This window comes from Pseudoalteromonas rubra (assembly GCF_000967655.1).
GTDB lineage: Bacteria > Pseudomonadota > Gammaproteobacteria > Enterobacterales > Alteromonadaceae > Pseudoalteromonas > Pseudoalteromonas rubra_A.
Map to the genome: position 1 here is coordinate 47,226 of NZ_JXYA01000018.1, position 16,610 is coordinate 63,835.

The 16,610-nt window shown below is 50.5% G+C and carries 16 protein-coding genes; 6 read left to right on the forward strand and 10 right to left on the reverse strand.

All coding sequences use genetic code 11. The features are described from left to right. The first annotated feature begins 73 nt into the window (after positions 1–73). The 4 genes from TW77_RS09050 to TW77_RS09065 all read left to right on the forward strand — a co-directional run bounded on the left by TW77_RS09050 (position 74) and on the right by TW77_RS09065 (position 3,334). Complete coding sequence (locus TW77_RS09050; protein WP_046004709.1) at positions 74–298, forward strand: hypothetical protein; 225 nt, start codon at positions 74–76, stop codon at positions 296–298. Then, positions 298–1,515 (forward strand): NnrS family protein, encoded by a 1,218-nt coding sequence (locus tag TW77_RS09055; RefSeq protein ID WP_046004655.1) that lies wholly within the window; start codon positions 298–300, stop codon positions 1,513–1,515. Before TW77_RS09050 ends, TW77_RS09055 begins: the two co-directional genes overlap by 1 nt. A 61-nt stretch (positions 1,516–1,576) precedes the next feature. Then, entirely contained in the window at positions 1,577–2,755 is a 1,179-nt protein-coding gene (hmpA, locus tag TW77_RS09060) for an NO-inducible flavohemoprotein (RefSeq protein WP_046004656.1), read from the forward strand. A gap of 90 nt (positions 2,756–2,845) precedes the next feature. Then, complete coding sequence (locus TW77_RS09065; protein ID WP_046004657.1) at positions 2,846–3,334, forward strand: low molecular weight protein-tyrosine-phosphatase; 489 nt, start codon at positions 2,846–2,848, stop codon at positions 3,332–3,334. Between the two features lie 157 nt (positions 3,335–3,491). On the opposite strand, the gene TW77_RS24215 is transcribed toward TW77_RS09065, so the two are convergent. Further along, positions 3,492–5,324, reverse strand: a complete 1,833-nt coding sequence (locus TW77_RS24215; protein WP_052713124.1) for an ATP-binding protein — start codon at positions 5,322–5,324, stop codon at positions 3,492–3,494. 123 nt (positions 5,325–5,447) lie between these two features. On the opposite strand from TW77_RS24215, the gene TW77_RS09075 reads away from it, so the two are divergent. Beyond that, entirely contained in the window at positions 5,448–5,798 is a 351-nt protein-coding gene (locus TW77_RS09075) for a hypothetical protein (RefSeq protein WP_046004658.1), read from the forward strand. Here the strand turns inward: TW77_RS09075 and TW77_RS09080 are convergent. The 6 genes from TW77_RS09080 to TW77_RS09105 all read right to left on the reverse strand — a co-directional run bounded on the left by TW77_RS09080 (position 5,760) and on the right by TW77_RS09105 (position 13,125). Further along, on the reverse strand, positions 5,760–7,076 hold the full coding sequence (locus TW77_RS09080; protein ID WP_046004659.1) for a sensor histidine kinase: 1,317 nt from the start codon (positions 7,074–7,076) through the stop codon (positions 5,760–5,762). The two genes, TW77_RS09075 and TW77_RS09080, sit on opposite strands and share 39 nt — an antisense overlap. Before the next feature lies 1 nt (position 7,077). Further along, positions 7,078–8,415, reverse strand: a complete 1,338-nt coding sequence (locus TW77_RS09085; RefSeq protein WP_046004711.1) for a sigma-54-dependent transcriptional regulator — start codon at positions 8,413–8,415, stop codon at positions 7,078–7,080. 190 nt (positions 8,416–8,605) lie between these two features. Then, positions 8,606–9,811 carry an ABC transporter permease gene (locus tag TW77_RS09090; protein WP_046004660.1) on the reverse strand — a complete coding sequence of 402 codons (1,206 nt, stop codon included), beginning with the start codon at positions 9,809–9,811 and terminating at the stop codon, positions 8,606–8,608. Positions 9,812–9,825: 14 nt separating this feature from the next. Beyond that, the gene (locus TW77_RS09095; RefSeq protein ID WP_046004661.1) at positions 9,826–11,139 is read right to left on the reverse strand and encodes an ABC transporter permease; all 1,314 of its coding nucleotides are present in this window, start codon (positions 11,137–11,139) and stop codon (positions 9,826–9,828) included. 1 nt (position 11,140) lies between these two features. Then, a complete protein-coding gene (locus TW77_RS09100) occupies positions 11,141–11,854 on the reverse strand; it encodes an ABC transporter ATP-binding protein (protein WP_046004662.1) in 714 nt (237 codons plus the stop codon). A 14-nt stretch (positions 11,855–11,868) separates the two neighbouring features. Continuing rightward, entirely contained in the window at positions 11,869–13,125 is a 1,257-nt protein-coding gene (locus TW77_RS09105) for an efflux RND transporter periplasmic adaptor subunit (RefSeq protein ID WP_046004663.1), read from the reverse strand. Between the two features lie 337 nt (positions 13,126–13,462). On the opposite strand from TW77_RS09105, the gene TW77_RS09110 reads away from it, so the two are divergent. Further along, positions 13,463–13,933 carry a SixA phosphatase family protein gene (locus TW77_RS09110; protein WP_046004664.1) on the forward strand — a complete coding sequence of 157 codons (471 nt, stop codon included), beginning with the start codon at positions 13,463–13,465 and terminating at the stop codon, positions 13,931–13,933. Between the two features lie 34 nt (positions 13,934–13,967). Here the strand turns inward: TW77_RS09110 and TW77_RS09115 are convergent, their stop codons facing one another. The 3 genes from TW77_RS09115 to TW77_RS09125 all read right to left on the reverse strand — a co-directional run bounded on the left by TW77_RS09115 (position 13,968) and on the right by TW77_RS09125 (position 16,572). Continuing rightward, positions 13,968–14,342: a hypothetical protein gene (locus TW77_RS09115; RefSeq protein WP_046004665.1), complete on the reverse strand. Its 375-nt coding sequence runs from the start codon at positions 14,340–14,342 to the stop codon at positions 13,968–13,970. 101 nt (positions 14,343–14,443) lie between these two features. Further along, positions 14,444–14,815: a hypothetical protein gene (locus TW77_RS09120; protein ID WP_046004666.1), complete on the reverse strand. Its 372-nt coding sequence runs from the start codon at positions 14,813–14,815 to the stop codon at positions 14,444–14,446. A gap of 317 nt (positions 14,816–15,132) precedes the next feature. After that, positions 15,133–16,572, reverse strand: coding sequence for a PLP-dependent aminotransferase family protein (locus TW77_RS09125; protein WP_046004667.1), 1,440 nt, complete (start codon positions 16,570–16,572; stop codon positions 15,133–15,135). Positions 16,573–16,610 lie beyond the last annotated feature (38 nt).

A 16,610-nucleotide genomic window follows, 5' to 3' on the forward strand; every position in this document is an offset into this window, starting at 1 on the left:
ATAAAATAAAAATTTGGCACAGTTCATGCTCTTGTATCATCAGTTTGACTCACTGTGTTTTACAAGGGTAATTATGAAACTTTATCGCCGTACGCTCCCTTTTGCCAATCAATGCCTGATGCTCAGCCTGATTGGTTTTATGCTGGCCATTTTGGCCAGTTACGCCTTTGACCATCACCTGTCATTGTCAACGCAAATAGCGGCCCATATCAGCACCATTGTTTTTGCCACCCTGCTCAAGGTCAGCTATGTGGTGCGGTGTTTTTGCCAGTATAACCTGGGCCTGGAGGTGCGCTGATGACCCTGCTAAACCTTGATGAACCCATGCCACGCACCGTCAAATGGTACCAATTACAACATGCTCCTGTACTGATGCTGGCATTTCGTCCGCTGTTTTTACTTGCCAGCCTGTGGGCCTGCTGCGCAATGCTGGTTTGGTTCGCAATATTGAGTGGTTTCCTGAGTTGGCATGCCCCCTACCCGGCAACACTGTGGCATGCACATGAGATGCTGTTTGGCTTTGCCAGCGCAATCGCCATTGGCTTTTTGTTGACCGCTGCCAAAAACTGGACCGGCGTAAGCACGTTAAACGGCTGGCCTTTGCTGGGGCTTTGCGTGGTCTGGGGCAGCGCGCGGGTCGCCGGAGTTTGGTCGTCCCAACCCTTAATGTGGCTAATGGCTCTGCAAGGTGCATTCTGGCTCATTGCCATTGCGCATTTCACCTGGGTGGTGGTGCAGGTTAATAACAACAAAAATTACCTGTTCATCCCGGTACTGGCACTGCTGGCAACCCTGAACATGGTGTTTCTCGTGGTGGTTGATCAGCAAGCCTTTGAGCTGGCTGGACTGCTAAGTCAAATGGCCGTACTCGGCTTTACTTTGCTGATCAGCATACTCGGTGGCCGGGTTGTGCCCTTTTTTATCTCCCGAGGCCTGGGACTGGCACAGCAACAGCGTACTCCCCGACTCGATAAATTACTGCTGTTTGTTTCTGTGACGGGGATATCTGGCTTTTTTGCGCATCACTTTTTGCAGCTTGCTGTTGTACCTGGATATCTGTTGATCCTGGCCGGACTGTTGCACCTGGTACGTGCTGCTATGTGGTTTAATCGGCGGGTATTTTTAGTGCCCCTGCTGTGGTCGCTGTACCTGGCCTACCTGATGATGGCGCTTGGGCTTGTTGGCTTTGGTTACGCCTACTTTAACACAAGCTTGCAGGCCAAAGATGCCCTGCACCTTATCACCATAGGTGGTATGGGCATGATGATCCTGGCGATGATGGCTCGGGTTGCACTGGGCCATACTGCCCGCCCCTTAACCCCCCATCCGCTGATGTCTGTGGCATTTTTGCTGGTTCTTACAAGCGCACTCATTCGCAGTCTGCTGCCCGTATACATTGGCACGCATCTGGCCTGGCAGCTCAGTGCCCTGATCTGGTCTGCCAGCTTTGCGCTGTTTGTCTTTATTTACGCCCCCATGCTAGTACGCAAGCGCCTCGATGGGCGTCGCGGTTAGTTTTTATTGTTTCGTGCATTTACTCCACTTCAACGAAAAGTGGACTTATTAGGAGTTTTTTATGCTTTGCCAACGAACCATTACCCTGGTTAAACAATCAATCCCTCTACTTGCCGACGCCGGTGTTGAGGTGACAGAGCACTTTTACCAGCGAATGTTCGCACATAACCCAGAACTACTTGATGTGTTCAACCTCAGCAACCAGCGCTCCGGCAGGCAGCAATTTGCGTTGTTTAACGCACTGGCGGCCTATGCAACCTATATAGATCAGCCTGAGGTACTGAGTGATGCGATTAAGCGCATTAACCATAAGCATGCCAGCCTCAGCATACAGCCACATCACTACCCCATTGTTGGCGAGCACCTGCTTGCGACCTTACGGGAAAAATTTCCACAGCAGTTTAACGCAGAGATAGAACAAGCCTGGGCTGAGGCCTATGCCTTTTTGGCCGACTTATTTATCACCCAGGAAGAAGGCATTTATCGTCAGACCGAGCAACACCATGGCGGCTGGCGTGGCACACGCCGCTTCACTATCAGCCAAATTGTTCACGAATCTGACCTGGTTAAGAGTTTTTATCTTAAACCCTGTGATGGGCAGGCTGTGATGCCGTATCAGGCAGGACAATACCTGGCTGTGCAGTGCGACATCCCGGGCCAAAGCCATCGCCAAATTCGCCAGTACTCTTTATCTCATGCTTCTAACGGCCGGTTTTATCGCATTTCAGTCAAGCTGGATAATCTGGTATCCGGCTATTTACATGGCTTGTGTGAAGGCGATGAGCTGGACATCTCCCCACCTGCAGGGGATTTTGTGCTCAGGCAAACAGATACACCCAAAGTGTTGATCAGTGCGGGAGTGGGTATTACCCCTATGATGGCAATGCTGCATACGCAAGCCCAGCAACAAAGCGACCAGGCGGTGTTTTTCCTCCATGCCTGCCGCACCCCGACGCAACAGAGCTTTAACCGTGAGCTGACACAAGCCGCAGACGCTCTGCCTGCACTGACTACTTACACCTGGTTTGAAGAGGGTGCAACCGGCACCAGCTCACAGCAGGTAGGTGCCGGACGCATGGTACTGGCTCCATTGAGTGACACATTGCCTGTAAACAACGGCGAATTCTATCTTTGCGGCCCAACCCCCTTTATGGCCGACCTGAAACAACAGTTGCTGGCGCTGGGGGTGGATGACGCAAGAATACTGTACGAAGTTTTCGGCCCTCACGAAAGCCTGTGATCTCGCGCAATTGTGCCATAAAAGTCTGATATGATGGCGGATACTAAGGGCTGCCTTACCCTGGCAGCCCCTCTGCAAAAGGATCCATTTATGAGTAACGCCATCCAATTGAGCAATCCGCCCAAAGTTTTGGTCGTGTGTATGGGCAACATCTGCCGCTCTCCAACTATGGAAGCGGTATTGAAACATACAGCCATTGCCCAGGGGCTTAACGTGGAAGTCGATTCTGCGGGCACCATTGCCTACCATCAGGGCAATCCACCCGACAGACGCAGTGCAGCAGCCGCACATAAGCGGGGCTATAACCTGTCGTCCATCACAGCCCGGCAGGTTCAGTCACAAGACTTTGAGTACTTTGATTTGATCTTGTGTGCTGATGAGCAAAACCTGGCCGACCTGCAATCCCGCTGTCCGGCACATTATCAGCACAAGCTGGCGCTCTTTTTACGTTATGGCGAACAACCATACGATGAAGTACCCGACCCCTATTATGGCGGCGGCGACGGCTTTGAACTGGTATTAGACCTGGTTGAACAAGCCAGTAACAGGATCATTGCAAAGTTAAACCATCCCGGTTAGGCCAGCAGATGATTTTATCCCACAGGCAAAGTGCCCAGCTCTGGCCACTTTGCCACCTTCCATGGGAGATTTTTGACTCACCTGCATTGATATAAATCAATGATAAATTTGCTGCCAACTAGACTGCGCTTTACCGAGCCGTTTGAAATCCGGCGGCTCATTCACTCACTGACACACAATTGGCAAGAATAGAGTCGGTTAACTCGGACTGGGAAATGGGTTTGGCCACGACAGCGTCAAACCCCAAATCTACATAATGAGACACGTCGCTTTCAAACACGTTGGCGGTCACCGCTATCACAGGTACCACCGGCCACTTTGCTCTGATCACCTGAAATGCCTCAACTCCGCCCATCACAGGCATCTGAATATCCATCAATACCAGCTGGATCTCGTCGTGCATTTTCTCTATTGCATCTTCGCCATTGCTGGCCACGGCTGTTTTTGCCCCCTGACTGACCAACATTTTTTGCAAGATGATCTGGTTCACGGCATTATCTTCAACAATCAAAATCGATAAGCCCTGTAAGGCCGCCTCTGAACTTGCCTTTTGACTATCGAAGTTTACCTGTTCTGACTCCTTCTGCGCCGACTCTTCTGGTAGTGGCAGCGGTATTGCCAAGGTCACCTGCGTCCCTTTGCCCGGCTCGCTGGAAATCTCAATGGTCCCCTGCATGGCATCAACCAGGGACTTCACAATCGCCAGGCCCAGTCCGGCACCGCCCTTAAGCCGGGTGGGTGAGGCATCACCCTGTTCAAATTGCACAAACAGCTTGCTCAGCACCTCTGGTGTCATACCAATCCCGGTATCACTGAGCACAATATCAACCCACTCAGAGTCCGACGCTGCGGCAATAGACAACGAAATGCGACCGCGCGGGGTGAATTTAACGGCATTACTCAGTAGGTTAATCAGCACCTGCTTGAGCCGCAGCTCATCTCCCAGCCGCACGGTTTGCTGTACCTCAAAGGTATAATCAAAGCGCAGTTTTTTCTGCTCACACTCGTGCTTAAATATATGCTCTAAAGTCCGGGCCACTTTACTTAAATCGAACTCCCCGACTTCCAGCTTCAGCTTGCCCGCCTCCATCTGGGTAAAGTCCAGTATGTCATTAACCAGCGTCGATAGCATTTCACTGCACATAGTCGCAGTGTCCAGCAAAGAGACACTTTCTGTTGAGTGTGTTTCTTTGCGCAGCAACTGAAGTGCACCATACAAGCCATTGATTGGCGTTCTCAGCTCATGGGACATATTGGCCAGCAGTTGCGACTTAGCTTTACTGGCTTGCTCCAGCTCTGCCGATGTGGTTTTCAGCTGCGCAATGGAGCCATTCAGGGAGTTTACAAGGTCCTCAACGGTTGCATCGGCCTGTTTATTATGTCGATATAAGTAAGCAATGAAGGCCAAAAATAGCAGCGCCAGCACAATTAAAGACCCGAGCAAAACCTGAGTTTTAAACTCATTTTGCTGAACCAGCTTGGTTTCACTCTGCGCTCTGGTTTTATCAAGTGCGTCAAACACGGTGGCCTGATACTGAGACTTCAGCGCAAAGTAGGCGTCATCGAGTAAAATTTGCTGGGCCCGCTCGGCCATGCCTGCACGGCTCAATGCAAAGGCTTTTGTCTCAATTTCAATCAGTTTGGTGTTTACCTGCGCGGTTGCCGCGATGGCATCAGCAATCACCGGGTCCAGAGCTTGGGCTTCAAGCAGGGTCTGATCCAGTGCGTTGGCAATTCTCAGGTAACGCTGAGACCATTTTTCGTCGCCGGTAAAGGTGTACATACGCGATGACATCGTTAGCACTTCATCGTAATAGATGATTTCACTGGTTGTTTTTTTAATTGACTCAATGTGGGCGTTCAGTGCATTACGCTCATTTAAACTGGAGATCACAAACGGCACTAATGCCACCAGGGCCATAAACACAATGACCAGCAGTAGCAGGAGTTTAATTCTGAGTTGCTTTACCTGTTTAAGCGGTTGGGTCATAATCCGTCGGAGTGTTTTTGAGACTCTATTCACTTGAGTATGGGCATTTTTGTATTGAGTTCAAGCCCGCTTGAATGATCTGCGCCATACCGCAAGGTTCTTTTTTCTCACCAAGAGGCCAGCATGACACGTTTTAAACCCGCTGCGGGCCTGTCACTCATCAGCTTAATGTTACTAAGTAGCTGTATGTTTGCCCCCCAGGAAGTCCAGTATTACGACGCCAAGTGTAAAATGATGATGCGCAAAAAAACATTGACCCATGCACAAATGCAGGCAATTAGTCAGTGCCGGGGCGATGCTTGCGCATTGGTTTTAGCAGGCGCCGGGTTAGTCAGTGCCGCCAGCCTGGTAGTGTCCGGCACCATAGTCATTGCCGCAAATACCGTCTCCTGGCTGGAAAACGTGCAAGGCTGTCCAGAGCGCCCGAAAACGCCGTCAAACGGCACTGAGCGGCAAACGAACTTCGACACATAACCCACCTTGCGGGCGATTCTTTAAGTGGATCTGGCCGTGGTGCGCTTCAACGATTTCACGGCACAGTGCCAGGCCTAAGCCCGTGCCGGTGGGTTTAGTGGAGTAAAAGGGGATCAAGGCATTGGCCATGATATGCTCGCTCATTCCCTGACCGGCATCCACAACTCGCAGCAATGCATGCTGGGCAGCAAAGTCGACCTTAATACCCACGGCGTCCGGAGCACTCCCCGATTCATGGGCGTTTTTGAGCAAGTTGATCAGCAATTGCTCGAGCTGGGCCGCATCGGCCAGCAGCTGACGGCTCTGTGGCTGGGTTCCCGTTTGCGTGCACTGAAACTGCAAGTAGGATTGCAGCTGCACCAGCAACTGCGACAAACAGACAGGGTTTAGCTTAGGAGCAGGTAACTTGGCAAATTTGCCATAGCCCTGGACAAACTCGGTGAGATGACGGATCCGCTCATCTATGGTTGAGAACACCCGCTCAAGCCGCGCCTCTTCTAACTTACTTGCCAGGATTTTGCCGCTGTGGAGCATAGAGGAAATGGGCCCCAGTGAGTTGTTTAATTCGTGGCTGATTATACGGATGACCTTTTTCCACACCGCGACCTCCTGACGGTTTAACTCGCGGGTTAACTGCTTGAAGATATAGAGCCGATGAAACTGATTATTAAGCAGCAGTTCGCCGTTAGACAAGTGCCAGGTCTGTTTATCTGCGCCCTCTGGATGCAGTTCAAACAAACCATCCACCGCCTCCGACAGCGCGCTATGCAACGCCGGGCTGGCTTGCTGTGCCAGTTTATCAAGCTTCATACCTTCGAGGTTATGCTCACAATTAAGCAGCGCCTTGGCACTGTGATTTGAAAACACCACAATACCCTTATCATCGGTTAGCAACAGTGCTTGCGGTGCACTGTGCAGCACCTTATCGAGCATCAGCTCGCGCTGATAGATCCACTGTTTTTCATCTCTGAGCTGCGCTGCGGCCTGATTGTATAACTGGCATAACCTGCCAAGTTCATCGTTATTTTGATAAGCCAGTAATGTCGAAAAATCACTGTCTTTAAAGTTGAGCAGGCCACTTTCCAGCGCCTGCAAACCAGCAAACAGATTGCGAGTCAGCAGTTTGAGTATGCCTGCTGCCACTAAAACAGCCAGCGACAGAGTACCCAGCCAGGTTTGCCAGTCAAATAAAAACAGCAATGGGACACTGACAATCGTCAGGGTCAGTGCCATCGCGAGCAGCAGTTTTTGTGCAATAGAGAATGCGGGCAGCTTCATATTAGTAGTCAATGTCGTGTTTTTGCAGACGCCGGTACAAAGCCTGGCGGCTCATGCCAAAATGGCGTGCCACTTTAGCGATGACCCCATGAAACTCTCGCATCGCGCCCTCCAACTCAGCTTTGCCGGGCTCGTGTTTGCTCTGCGCTGGCTGCTCACTGCGCTGAACACTTTGTTGCAAGCCAAAGTCCTGCGCTTCCAGCAATCCCTGCGGATTGAGCACGGCGGCGCGTTTACAGGCGTTTTCCAGCTCCCTGACATTGCCGGGCCAGTCATAGCTCAGTAGCCTTTGTTCCGCGCTCAGGCTGAGTTCCCGGCCAGGTAAAAAGTGCGCAATCAGTGGCAAAATATCATCGCTGCGTGATTTAAGCGGCGGCAGGTTCAGTTCAATAACATTGAGGCGGTAATAGAGGTCCTGACGAAATCGGCCACTTTGAATATCGCTCAGTAAGTCGGCATTGGTGGCCGAGATCACACGGACATTAACGCGGCGGGTTTCAACTGAGCCAAGCCGCTCAAATTCGCCCGTCTGTAATACTCTGAGCAACTTCATTTGACCAGATAAAGGTAAATTGCCAATCTCATCGAGAAACAAAGTGCCACCATCGGCGGCTTCAAAACGCCCGATCCGTTGCCTGTTGGCACCGGTATAAGCACCGGCCTCTGCGCCAAACAGCTCGGCTTCTATGAGCTCCTGTGGCAGCGCCCCGGCATTAACCTTAATAAAAGGTGCAGCTTTAAGTGTGGAATTGGCCTGAATGATCTCGGCGACTTTTTCTTTGCCGCTGCCGTTATCGCCAGTGATCAGCACCGACACATCGGACTTGGCAACCTGCACCGCCATATCGACCACTCGCTGCATTGCCGCACTGCGATAGATAAGCCCACGCAGATCTGCGCCTTCGTTGAGTGATTCACGCTGTTGCGCGACTCGCTCATACTGTTCATTTTGCGTTTTTGCTTCACCTAAGGCGATAAGGTTGGCAACAGAGGTAAGCAGCTTTTGATCGCCCCAGGGTTTGGCAAGATAATCCGCAGCGCCAGCTTTAACCAGTTCAATGGCCATTTCCAGCTCGGTCCAGGCGGTGATCAGGATCACAGGTAAATGCGGATTGATGGCGCGCAGCTCACGGAATAAGGCTTTGCCTTCTTCCCCGGAGGTGGTGTCCGCTGTGAAATTCATATCCTGGATCACCAAAGCTATACGCTGATAGCGCACGATTTGCAGCGCTTCAAAAGGCGTTAAGGCCGTTTCGACCTGATAATCATGGAGCTCCAGCAGCAGTGATAGCGCATCCAGCACAGCCTGGTTATCATCGACGACGAGGATCTTATTCATCATTATTATTGTGCTCGTGTTATATGCGTGAGCCAGCTATATCCATCGCTTTGGCTCTGTGTATCCAGTGTAACATAATCCCTTTTACTTTCAGTAACTCATAATACCAATTTAACGATTGGCAGTGTGCACAGTGGCAAGCAAGTTGCCACCGTGCACTCATTACTTAATTGGATTTGATAAAGCGTACTCAGACACTGCGTGTCGCAATGCTGGGAGAGATATTGGCTGCTCGCAGCGCCGGCATCAGCACCGATAGCAAACTCATCAGCAACAGTAACCCGGCTGTAACGGCAATGAAGGAATAACCCAGTGCCGGCACTGAGTACCACTGCATCAGTTGTTGTCCAAGTAGCACTGCCGCTGCTGCGCCCAGCATCAGGCCCATGGTGCAGATCAGCGCATTTTCAACCACAAAGTAGCGCACTATGGCAGACTTTCGGGCGCCGAGGGCACGTCGGGTGCCTATCTGTTTGGTTCGCTTGCTGATATTAAAGGTCGACAAACCAAAAATACCCAGCGCCGTGACAATCACCAGTACCACAATCAACGTCATCAGCATACGCATCATCAGGACGTCTCTGGCATCATACCGAGCTTTTTTCTGATCCAAGCCGGTGATATCGCTAATGACTCGCTCACGATGGCTGGCAAGCATAAGTTCTTCAATCTGGCGCATTACCTGTGCCCGTTCCTCAGGCGCAGTGCGAACGATAAACTTCTGGAAATTACCAGCACGAATAACCGGAATGAGCGCAGTGTTTTCGCCAAAGCTGCTTTTTGGCCACTGGTTTGCCATAGTGTCCACAATGCCCACAATGGTCAGCGGGTTGGTGCCCCAGTAAACGGTCTCACCCAGTCCTTTTGATGGACCAAACAGCGCATCGGTCACAGCGCGGCTGACAATGATCACCGATGGCAAGCGGCCATCGCCATCACTGACAACCACATCATCCTCGGTAAAGTCGCGCCCTTCTGCTAAAGTAGCGCCCAAAGCCCTTAGCATGTGTTCATCACCGGTCACATAGCCCATATTAACTCGCTTACTTTCTTGCGGCATCGGTTTCAGCTGTACCCCATCCGAGCTACCACTGCCTGTCAGTGGCACTGAACTAACCGCAGCAGCCGCTATCACTCCGTCAACATTGCGTAGTTGCTGCTCATCCAGCTCTACTTGCTGTAATCGGTCCAGCTGCTTATCGAAGTTCAGTGAATTAAACTTAAAAATAGCCGTTTCAGGGTAACCCGTATCCTGGTTTAAATAGGTCAGTCTGTCCTGAATAATAGACACCGCATTGCTGACTATGGCCAAAGTGATGGCCAATTGCAAAATGAGCAGTACCGCACCGAGTTTAGAGCGCATCAGGGCATTGAGTGTTGGTTTAATTTCAAACATGGTCAGGCTCCTTGTTATTGTACTTTCAGGTGGGTTGCCGGGGTGGTTCGACAAACCAGCCAGGCCGGATACAGTCCTGCCAAAATACAAGCAGATATCGCAATCACTGGTGCACTCAGTAACATCATCCAGTCCATACTGGCCAGGTTATTGTAGTAGTCATAGCTTTGTCGCACGCCCAGCAAGCCAAACTGCGCAAACACAATACCGACCGCACCACCGAGTAACCCGAGCATACCCACTTCCACCAGGTGCTGATAAAAAACCTGGCGCTTGCTGGCACCAAGCGCCCGCCTTACGCCAACGTCAGCCGCCCGGCGCATAAACTTGGCCAGCAACAGGCCTAAGATATTGGCCACACACACGGCCAGAAACATAAAACTCAGACCGACCAGAATTTTATTGTCTTCGCTTATCACCTTGTTGTAGTTCATCCAGGCGTTGACGTCTTGTAGTCCGTACGCTAACTCTTCACGGTTAAAGCGACCCAGCTTTTGCTGCTGTTGCATATAGGCCATTAGCATATCGCCATAGGCCTGGCGCTGCGCTGGCGTATCCAGCTGCACCCAGAACTGGATCCAGACCATTTCTGAATTCATTTTGTCGTTAAAGTCGCGGGTTTCCTCAAATTTCCAGGCGTTGGTATTGCCCCAGGTGTCCACATCATAGGCTTTAACATGGCTAAACGGCACGAATAGTCGCTCAGCTTTACCAAAGGCACCGTTGTTCAGGTCATAGAATTTGATGTTGGGCCGCCACTTTTGCGTCACTCCCACAATTTCATGGCGACGCTCACCTAGAAACAACGACTCACCCACCACGTCAGTTTTACCGAACATTTGCTGCGCCATTTCTTCATCTAATACCACCACCGGGGCGGCACTTTGCGCCTGCGCCGCAGTCCAGGCGCTGCCATGGATAAAGGTCAGGTTAAACATGCTAAAGAAGTCGCTATCGGTCACCCGCGCATCTTCTATCACAGGCTTACTTTGTGGTGTGTTCAGGTGCACGGAAAACCCAGCCCGGATCATCGGAGCGCGCAAAAAGTCACCCGGCAACGCCTGCAGATTAATGGCATCCTGATAGGTCAGCTGATAGGGTACATCATCTCCTGTTGCCCAGGTTTCACCATCATCCATAGGTTGCAGTTGTACCGCAAACAAACGGTCACTTTTATCGGGGATCGGATCGGTCGACATCATGTGATAGACAGACAAAGTTGTCATAGTCACCCCAATGCCGATAGCAATGGCCAGGATCATTAAAAATGTCACCAGAGGGGTCTGGCGCAGACTGCGCCATGCCAGGTCAATATAGTGTGTAAACATATTAGCCTCCTGCCGCCATCGCGGTATCCATAGAGCGACCCTGATACAGCGTAAAGTCAGTTACCCGGCCATCAACAATCTGAATATTACGTGGTGCGCGCCTTGCCAGTTCGGGGTCATGCGTCACCATCACTATGGTTGCCCCTTCACGATTGATTTGCTCCAACAATTCCATCACCTGACGTGCCATCAGGCTATCGAGGTTACCTGTGGGCTCATCCGCCAGCAAAAAACGAGGTCGTCCTGCCAGCGCTCGGGCTATTGCAACACGCTGTTGCTGCCCGCCTGATAATTGCTGAGGTAAATGTTTGGCGCGTCCCGCCAGACCCACCAGTTCCAGACATTCTTCGACCCGGCGTTTACGCTCAGCGGATTTGATCCCCCGATAGCGCAGTGGTACTTCCACGTTTTCATACAAGTTCAAATCAGGAATAAGGTTGAAGCCCTGGAAAATAAAGCCAATTTTCTGGTTTCTCAAATCAGCTCGGGCGTTGTCGTTGAGCTTGCCAATATCAACACCATCCAGGCAATATTGCCCGCCACTAAAGGGCTCCAGCATACCTGCAATATTCAAAAAGGTGGTTTTACCTGAGCCCGAAGGACCCGTCACGGCAACGAACTCCCTCTCGGCCACATGAAGGTTAAAATCTCGCAGCGCGTGCGTCTGTACCATATCTGTTTGATAGACTTTACTGATAGCTTTCATATCTAGCATTTTCGTTATCCTTCTTATCTCAGTTGCACTAAGGGTGCATGTTCAAATTGTTCGTAATTAGACACTATGATTTGATCGCCAGGCGACAAACCATCCAAAATTTCCACTTCGTTCACACTGGATGCGCCGGTGCGCACATTCAGCCGCGTTGCCACCTCACCCTCGACTCGGTAAACCACGTTGCCTCCGCTGTTCATAAACGAGCCCCGGCGGACTTTAATCACATCCTCTTTGCTGTCTAATAATATCCGCGCAGACAAACGTTGATTCTGCCTGATCCCACCCATGTCGCTGTGATCAAAGCGCACCCTGGTCGTTACTTCCCGATTGCTGACCTCCGGAGATATCGCCGAGAGCTTACCATAGACTTCACTGGCACCGACCTTTAGCACTACACTCATACCCAGGCCCAACTCATTGGCATAACTTTCAGGCACTTGCAATTGCGCTTCATAGGCAGATAAATCAACCAGCGTCATCAGCGCCTGCTGATCTGTAACAGCCGCCTTGGTTTGAACAAATAGGTTTCCGACCAGGCCGCTTACCGGCGCACTAATATCCAAAGCGTTAACCTGACGCTGGAGCTCATCGACGACCAGTTGCTGTCGCTCAACTAAATTGCTCGCCGCTGCCAGTTCGAATGCCAACGTATCTTTGCCCAGAGCGACTTCCTGCTGCGCATGCTGATAGTTCAGTTTGGCACGAGCCAGGTCATCCACGGCTTCTTCCAGGTCGATCTGGCTGATCAGATTTTGCTTGATGGACAACTGTGCCCGACGATTTTCCCGCTCAGCGGCATCCAGCGTTACTTTTGCCAGCTCCAGGCTACGGTTTAGGGTTAGCGTCTCGCGTCTGACTTCCAGTTGCTCCCGCGCCAGGCTATCGCGCAGTCTTGCCAGCTCGGCCTGCTGCTGCTTAAGCTCATTGGTCAGCGTCGGGCTATTTACCCGGGCAATCACCTGCCCTTGGGCTACGGTATCGCCCGCTTTCACCAATAGGTCGACAAAGCCTGCTTGAGGGCTGTACACCTGAGGGGCGTTGGCCGCCACTATCCGGCCACTGGCCTGGATGTCGCGTACAAAATCGCCCCGCGAAACCGTCGCAACCTGCAATGCGCTGCGCTCAAATGAGCGACCAGTGGTATCTGCCATTGAAATAGCGCGCGCCGTGACGCCTAAAGCGCCAATCAAGGCCACCACTCCGACGGCCTTTTTCCAGCTTACTTTCGTAGACTTCACCACTAAATCCTGTTGACTGGTGTCTTTAATCATGGGTACTCCCTCGTGTTATTCTCGTCATTGTGCCAGGTCCATTACATCCGGCTGTGTTTGACTGCAAAGCCACACACCTTGGATTGTCAATGTGTCCTGTTGTCTGTTGTGTAGAATGAATACCAGAGTCGTGCCAACTTTTATCTTATTGTTTTTATTGAATTAAGTAATTTTGGGACCGGAGTAAAAGTGTCCGCGGACGGAAAAAGTGTCCGCTATTTTGAGCAAAACCGGACAGTTCACCGAAAGCGGACAACACAGCACTGGCTGGCGCAACTTGCTATCAGGGACAAAATTAGACACACTGGCGGCTTTAGTTCTGAGGATAATAAATACAATGAAAATCCTACTCCTGATACTGTTAACGCTCGCTTCGGCTAATGTCTTTGCGCAGCCTGAGCAAATTGTTTTGATACGCCACGCAGAAAAAATGACAGGTAAGGATCCTGAACTCACGCCACAGGGCCAACAAAGGGCACAACGACTCGCCACCTTGCTGGCCCCTTTGAGCCCTGGCCGTTTATTTTCAACAAATTACAACCGGACAAAACAGACTCTGGCACCTTTGAGCAGTAAAATCTCAGTGCCAGTGCAATTGTATGACCCACGGGCATTGGCCGATTTTGCTATGCAACTCAAAACCTACTCGGGGGCCATTGTGGTTGCGGGTCACAGCAACACCACACCTGAGCTGGTCAAGTTACTGAGCGGACACTCAGTGAGTATTCGCGAGGATGAGTTTGATAAGGTGTTTATCGTAAGCTGGGAAGAGGGTAAAGCGATTCTGGAAGAGCAACATTCAAACTGAGGAGGCTTGACCTATAAGCCCCCTCTCAATAAACCTAGTGACCTGTCTCGTAAGTAGGGCGAGCTGTATTGGTTTGCTCCCAGGTGCCATCTTTATACAAGATCAGCGCAGAGGCAGAGTTTGTGGTATATGCTCTGATAGTCGCATTACAACTTGTTCCACCTGAGCAATTAGCATCGCCATTCCATTGTACTTCCTGGATGGGTTTTGCAATATTTTTCAAGTAGTAACGACCGCTGGTTGATTTGCCAAATGAGAAATCAAAACCGCCACAGTTGGGTGTACCATCACCCCAGGTGTGTGCATTACTACCTTTTGGGTAAACTTCACATACTAATTGCGCCGAGAATGCTGAGCCTGCAAAAACTGTGGTTGCTATGAGCGCACATGCTTTTATTATCGTTTTCATGGTCATTTCCTTATCTAGTATTTTGTTTATTGGGTGTATAACTTCATCTGAGCAGAATTTGGGGTGTGAAGCCCGTTGTTATTAGGCTTCACACTCAACTGCTAGTGTCCTGTTTCGTAAAACGCGCTGGCTGCTTTAGGACGCTCCCAGGTACCGTCTTTGTATAAGATAAGCGCTGTTGCTGTGTTACTTGTGTAGGCACGGATAGTTGTGCTGCAGCTGGTACCACCTGAACAGTTTGCGTTACCTTCCCAGCGTACTTCCTTGATTTCCTTTGTGACATCTTTGAGGTAAAAACGACCGTTTGTAGAGCTGCCAAATGAGAAATCAAAACCAGCACAGTTAGGTGTGCCATTGCCCCAGCTGTGACCATTTGATTTAGGGTAAACATCGCATACCACTTGCGCAGAGAAAGCAGAGCCCGCAAACAGAGTACCGGCAACCAGAGCAAACGCTTTTATTGTTGTCTTCATAGTTATTATCCTTTTCTTTGTTGTGAATCACTTGATAGTTAAATAAAACATTAAATGAAATATTCGTTAATAAAATTAGCGAAACACTTACATAAAAGTCAACACTCACGAGTTGGAAAGACACAATAAAAACAAAAAAGTTACACTTTGGTTATGTTTTTTCGCATTCTTAGAGCGCGGATACGCCTGTTCAAAAGCTGGAATTTACCAATCCAAAACCCTGATCAATAAGAATATATTATTCCTAAGTGGTGGTAGACATGCATCATCTCAGGCTTTGGATATGGTACAACACAGCAAAAATCATGGATGACTCTCTAGAGTAACGCGATGATACGCGCCAGCCCCGCACGCATCTTTTCCTCGCTTTGCCCGGCAAACCCAAGGCGAATATGGGTATAATTTTGTTGTGGAAATTGCCAGAATTCAGCTTCAGTCTGCACATACACCCCCTGCTCAGCGGCGCGCGCTCCCAGCTCAGACACATCCTGATGTACATTCACCCAAAATGCCATGCCCCCATCAGGCACTGTAAAAGTCAACGCATAGCCCTGCGCCTGATAACGTTTAAGCTCCAGTGCCATTGCATCACAGCGCGCCTGGTAGCGCTTGGTCATTCGCCTTAAATGGCGTTCAAACTCACCCGAGGCCATCCAGCTCGCCAGCGCCATTTGCAACAAAATATCGTTTTTATGGTTCATTAACTGCTTAAGCAACACCAATTGATTAAGCACATCGGCTCTGGCAACCAGATAACCCATTCTGGCGCCGGCAAACATGATTTTTGAAAAGGTTGAGACGTAGATCACTATCCCATGAGGGTCGTTTGCAGCCATAGGCTGTAGGGGCGGACAGCGGTAGTGAAACTCGTGATCATAATCGTCTTCAATAATGAACACCCCATACTCAGTACACAATTGATAAATCGCCATCCGACGCGCAACGGATAAGGTCACCATAGTCGGATACTGGTGTAATGGCGTTAAATACAGCAACTTGATTTTATTGCGCTCAAAGCAGGCGCGCAGACTGTCGACACTCAGCCCTTCCTTATCTTGCGCAATGCCGTGCAGGGTTGCACCACATGCTTCAAATGCACAATGCGCCGGTGGATAACCCAAAGATTCGACTGCAACGCCTTCGCCAGGCTTAATAAAAGCTTTGGCAATCAAAAACAGCGCCTCCTGAGAGCCGTTGCACACCAAAAGATCATCACACTCCAAAGCGCGCGCCCGACGCAGGTAATGTTGAAGTTGTTGCTTCAATGCGGGCTCACCACTGCAATTGCCATAGTGTAAATGCGGCACATTCACAGCCCGACAAGCCTGACTGAGATGGCGCCGAAACTCATCGTAAGGAAAGTCGGACAAGTCAGCCAGACCACCGGCAAAACTATACTCACAGGTTTCTTTTTCTACACTGCTGGTGTGAGTATCTGGCAGCGATAATGCAAAATCAGGTTTGATATCCCGGGCCTGTGTGTTGGGCTGGACTACCAACTGACTGGATTCTACCGGCAAAGCCTGATTAACCCGATATCCGCGCCTTTGTGCAGAGCATAGCCAGCCCTGAGCCACTAAGTTTTGTAGCGCAGTCATCACCGTATGACGGTTGATGCCATATAACTCGGCCAGCTTTCTGGCCGATGGCAGCGGGTCATCAGGCTGCAAATGCCCCTGCTTAATTGCGTCACAGATCTGCTCTGCCAGTTGAATGTACTTAGGGGTATTCTGAGTTAAGGGCGCACCCGTTAACATAGTTTCTCTCCGTGCCAGTTCTGCCATACCAACTGGTC

Excerpts from the sequence above, each read along its gene's own strand:
- TW77_RS09080 (WP_046004659.1), bottom strand. The coding sequence starts at position 7,076 with ATGAAGCTGCCCGCATTCTCTATTGCACAAAAACTGCTGCTCGCGATG.
- TW77_RS09055 (WP_046004655.1), top strand. The coding sequence starts at position 298 with ATGACCCTGCTAAACCTTGATGAACCCATGCCACGCACCGTCAAATGG.
- TW77_RS09085 (WP_046004711.1), bottom strand. The coding sequence starts at position 8,415 with ATGAATAAGATCCTCGTCGTCGATGATAACCAGGCTGTGCTGGATGCG.
- TW77_RS09100 (WP_046004662.1), bottom strand. The coding sequence starts at position 11,854 with ATGCTAGATATGAAAGCTATCAGTAAAGTCTATCAAACAGATATGGTA.
- TW77_RS24215 (WP_052713124.1), bottom strand. The coding sequence starts at position 5,324 with ATGACCCAACCGCTTAAACAGGTAAAGCAACTCAGAATTAAACTCCTG.
- TW77_RS09095 (WP_046004661.1), bottom strand. The coding sequence starts at position 11,139 with ATGTTTACACACTATATTGACCTGGCATGGCGCAGTCTGCGCCAGACC.
- TW77_RS09105 (WP_046004663.1), bottom strand. The coding sequence starts at position 13,125 with ATGATTAAAGACACCAGTCAACAGGATTTAGTGGTGAAGTCTACGAAA.
- TW77_RS09125 (WP_046004667.1), bottom strand. The coding sequence starts at position 16,572 with ATGTTAACGGGTGCGCCCTTAACTCAGAATACCCCTAAGTACATTCAA.
- TW77_RS09050 (WP_046004709.1), top strand. The coding sequence starts at position 74 with ATGAAACTTTATCGCCGTACGCTCCCTTTTGCCAATCAATGCCTGATG.
- TW77_RS09115 (WP_046004665.1), bottom strand. The coding sequence starts at position 14,342 with ATGAAAACGATAATAAAAGCATGTGCGCTCATAGCAACCACAGTTTTT.
- hmpA (WP_046004656.1), top strand. The coding sequence starts at position 1,577 with ATGCTTTGCCAACGAACCATTACCCTGGTTAAACAATCAATCCCTCTA.
- TW77_RS09090 (WP_046004660.1), bottom strand. The coding sequence starts at position 9,811 with ATGTTTGAAATTAAACCAACACTCAATGCCCTGATGCGCTCTAAACTC.
- TW77_RS09075 (WP_046004658.1), top strand. The coding sequence starts at position 5,448 with ATGACACGTTTTAAACCCGCTGCGGGCCTGTCACTCATCAGCTTAATG.
- TW77_RS09065 (WP_046004657.1), top strand. The coding sequence starts at position 2,846 with ATGAGTAACGCCATCCAATTGAGCAATCCGCCCAAAGTTTTGGTCGTG.
- TW77_RS09110 (WP_046004664.1), top strand. The coding sequence starts at position 13,463 with ATGAAAATCCTACTCCTGATACTGTTAACGCTCGCTTCGGCTAATGTC.
- TW77_RS09120 (WP_046004666.1), bottom strand. The coding sequence starts at position 14,815 with ATGAAGACAACAATAAAAGCGTTTGCTCTGGTTGCCGGTACTCTGTTT.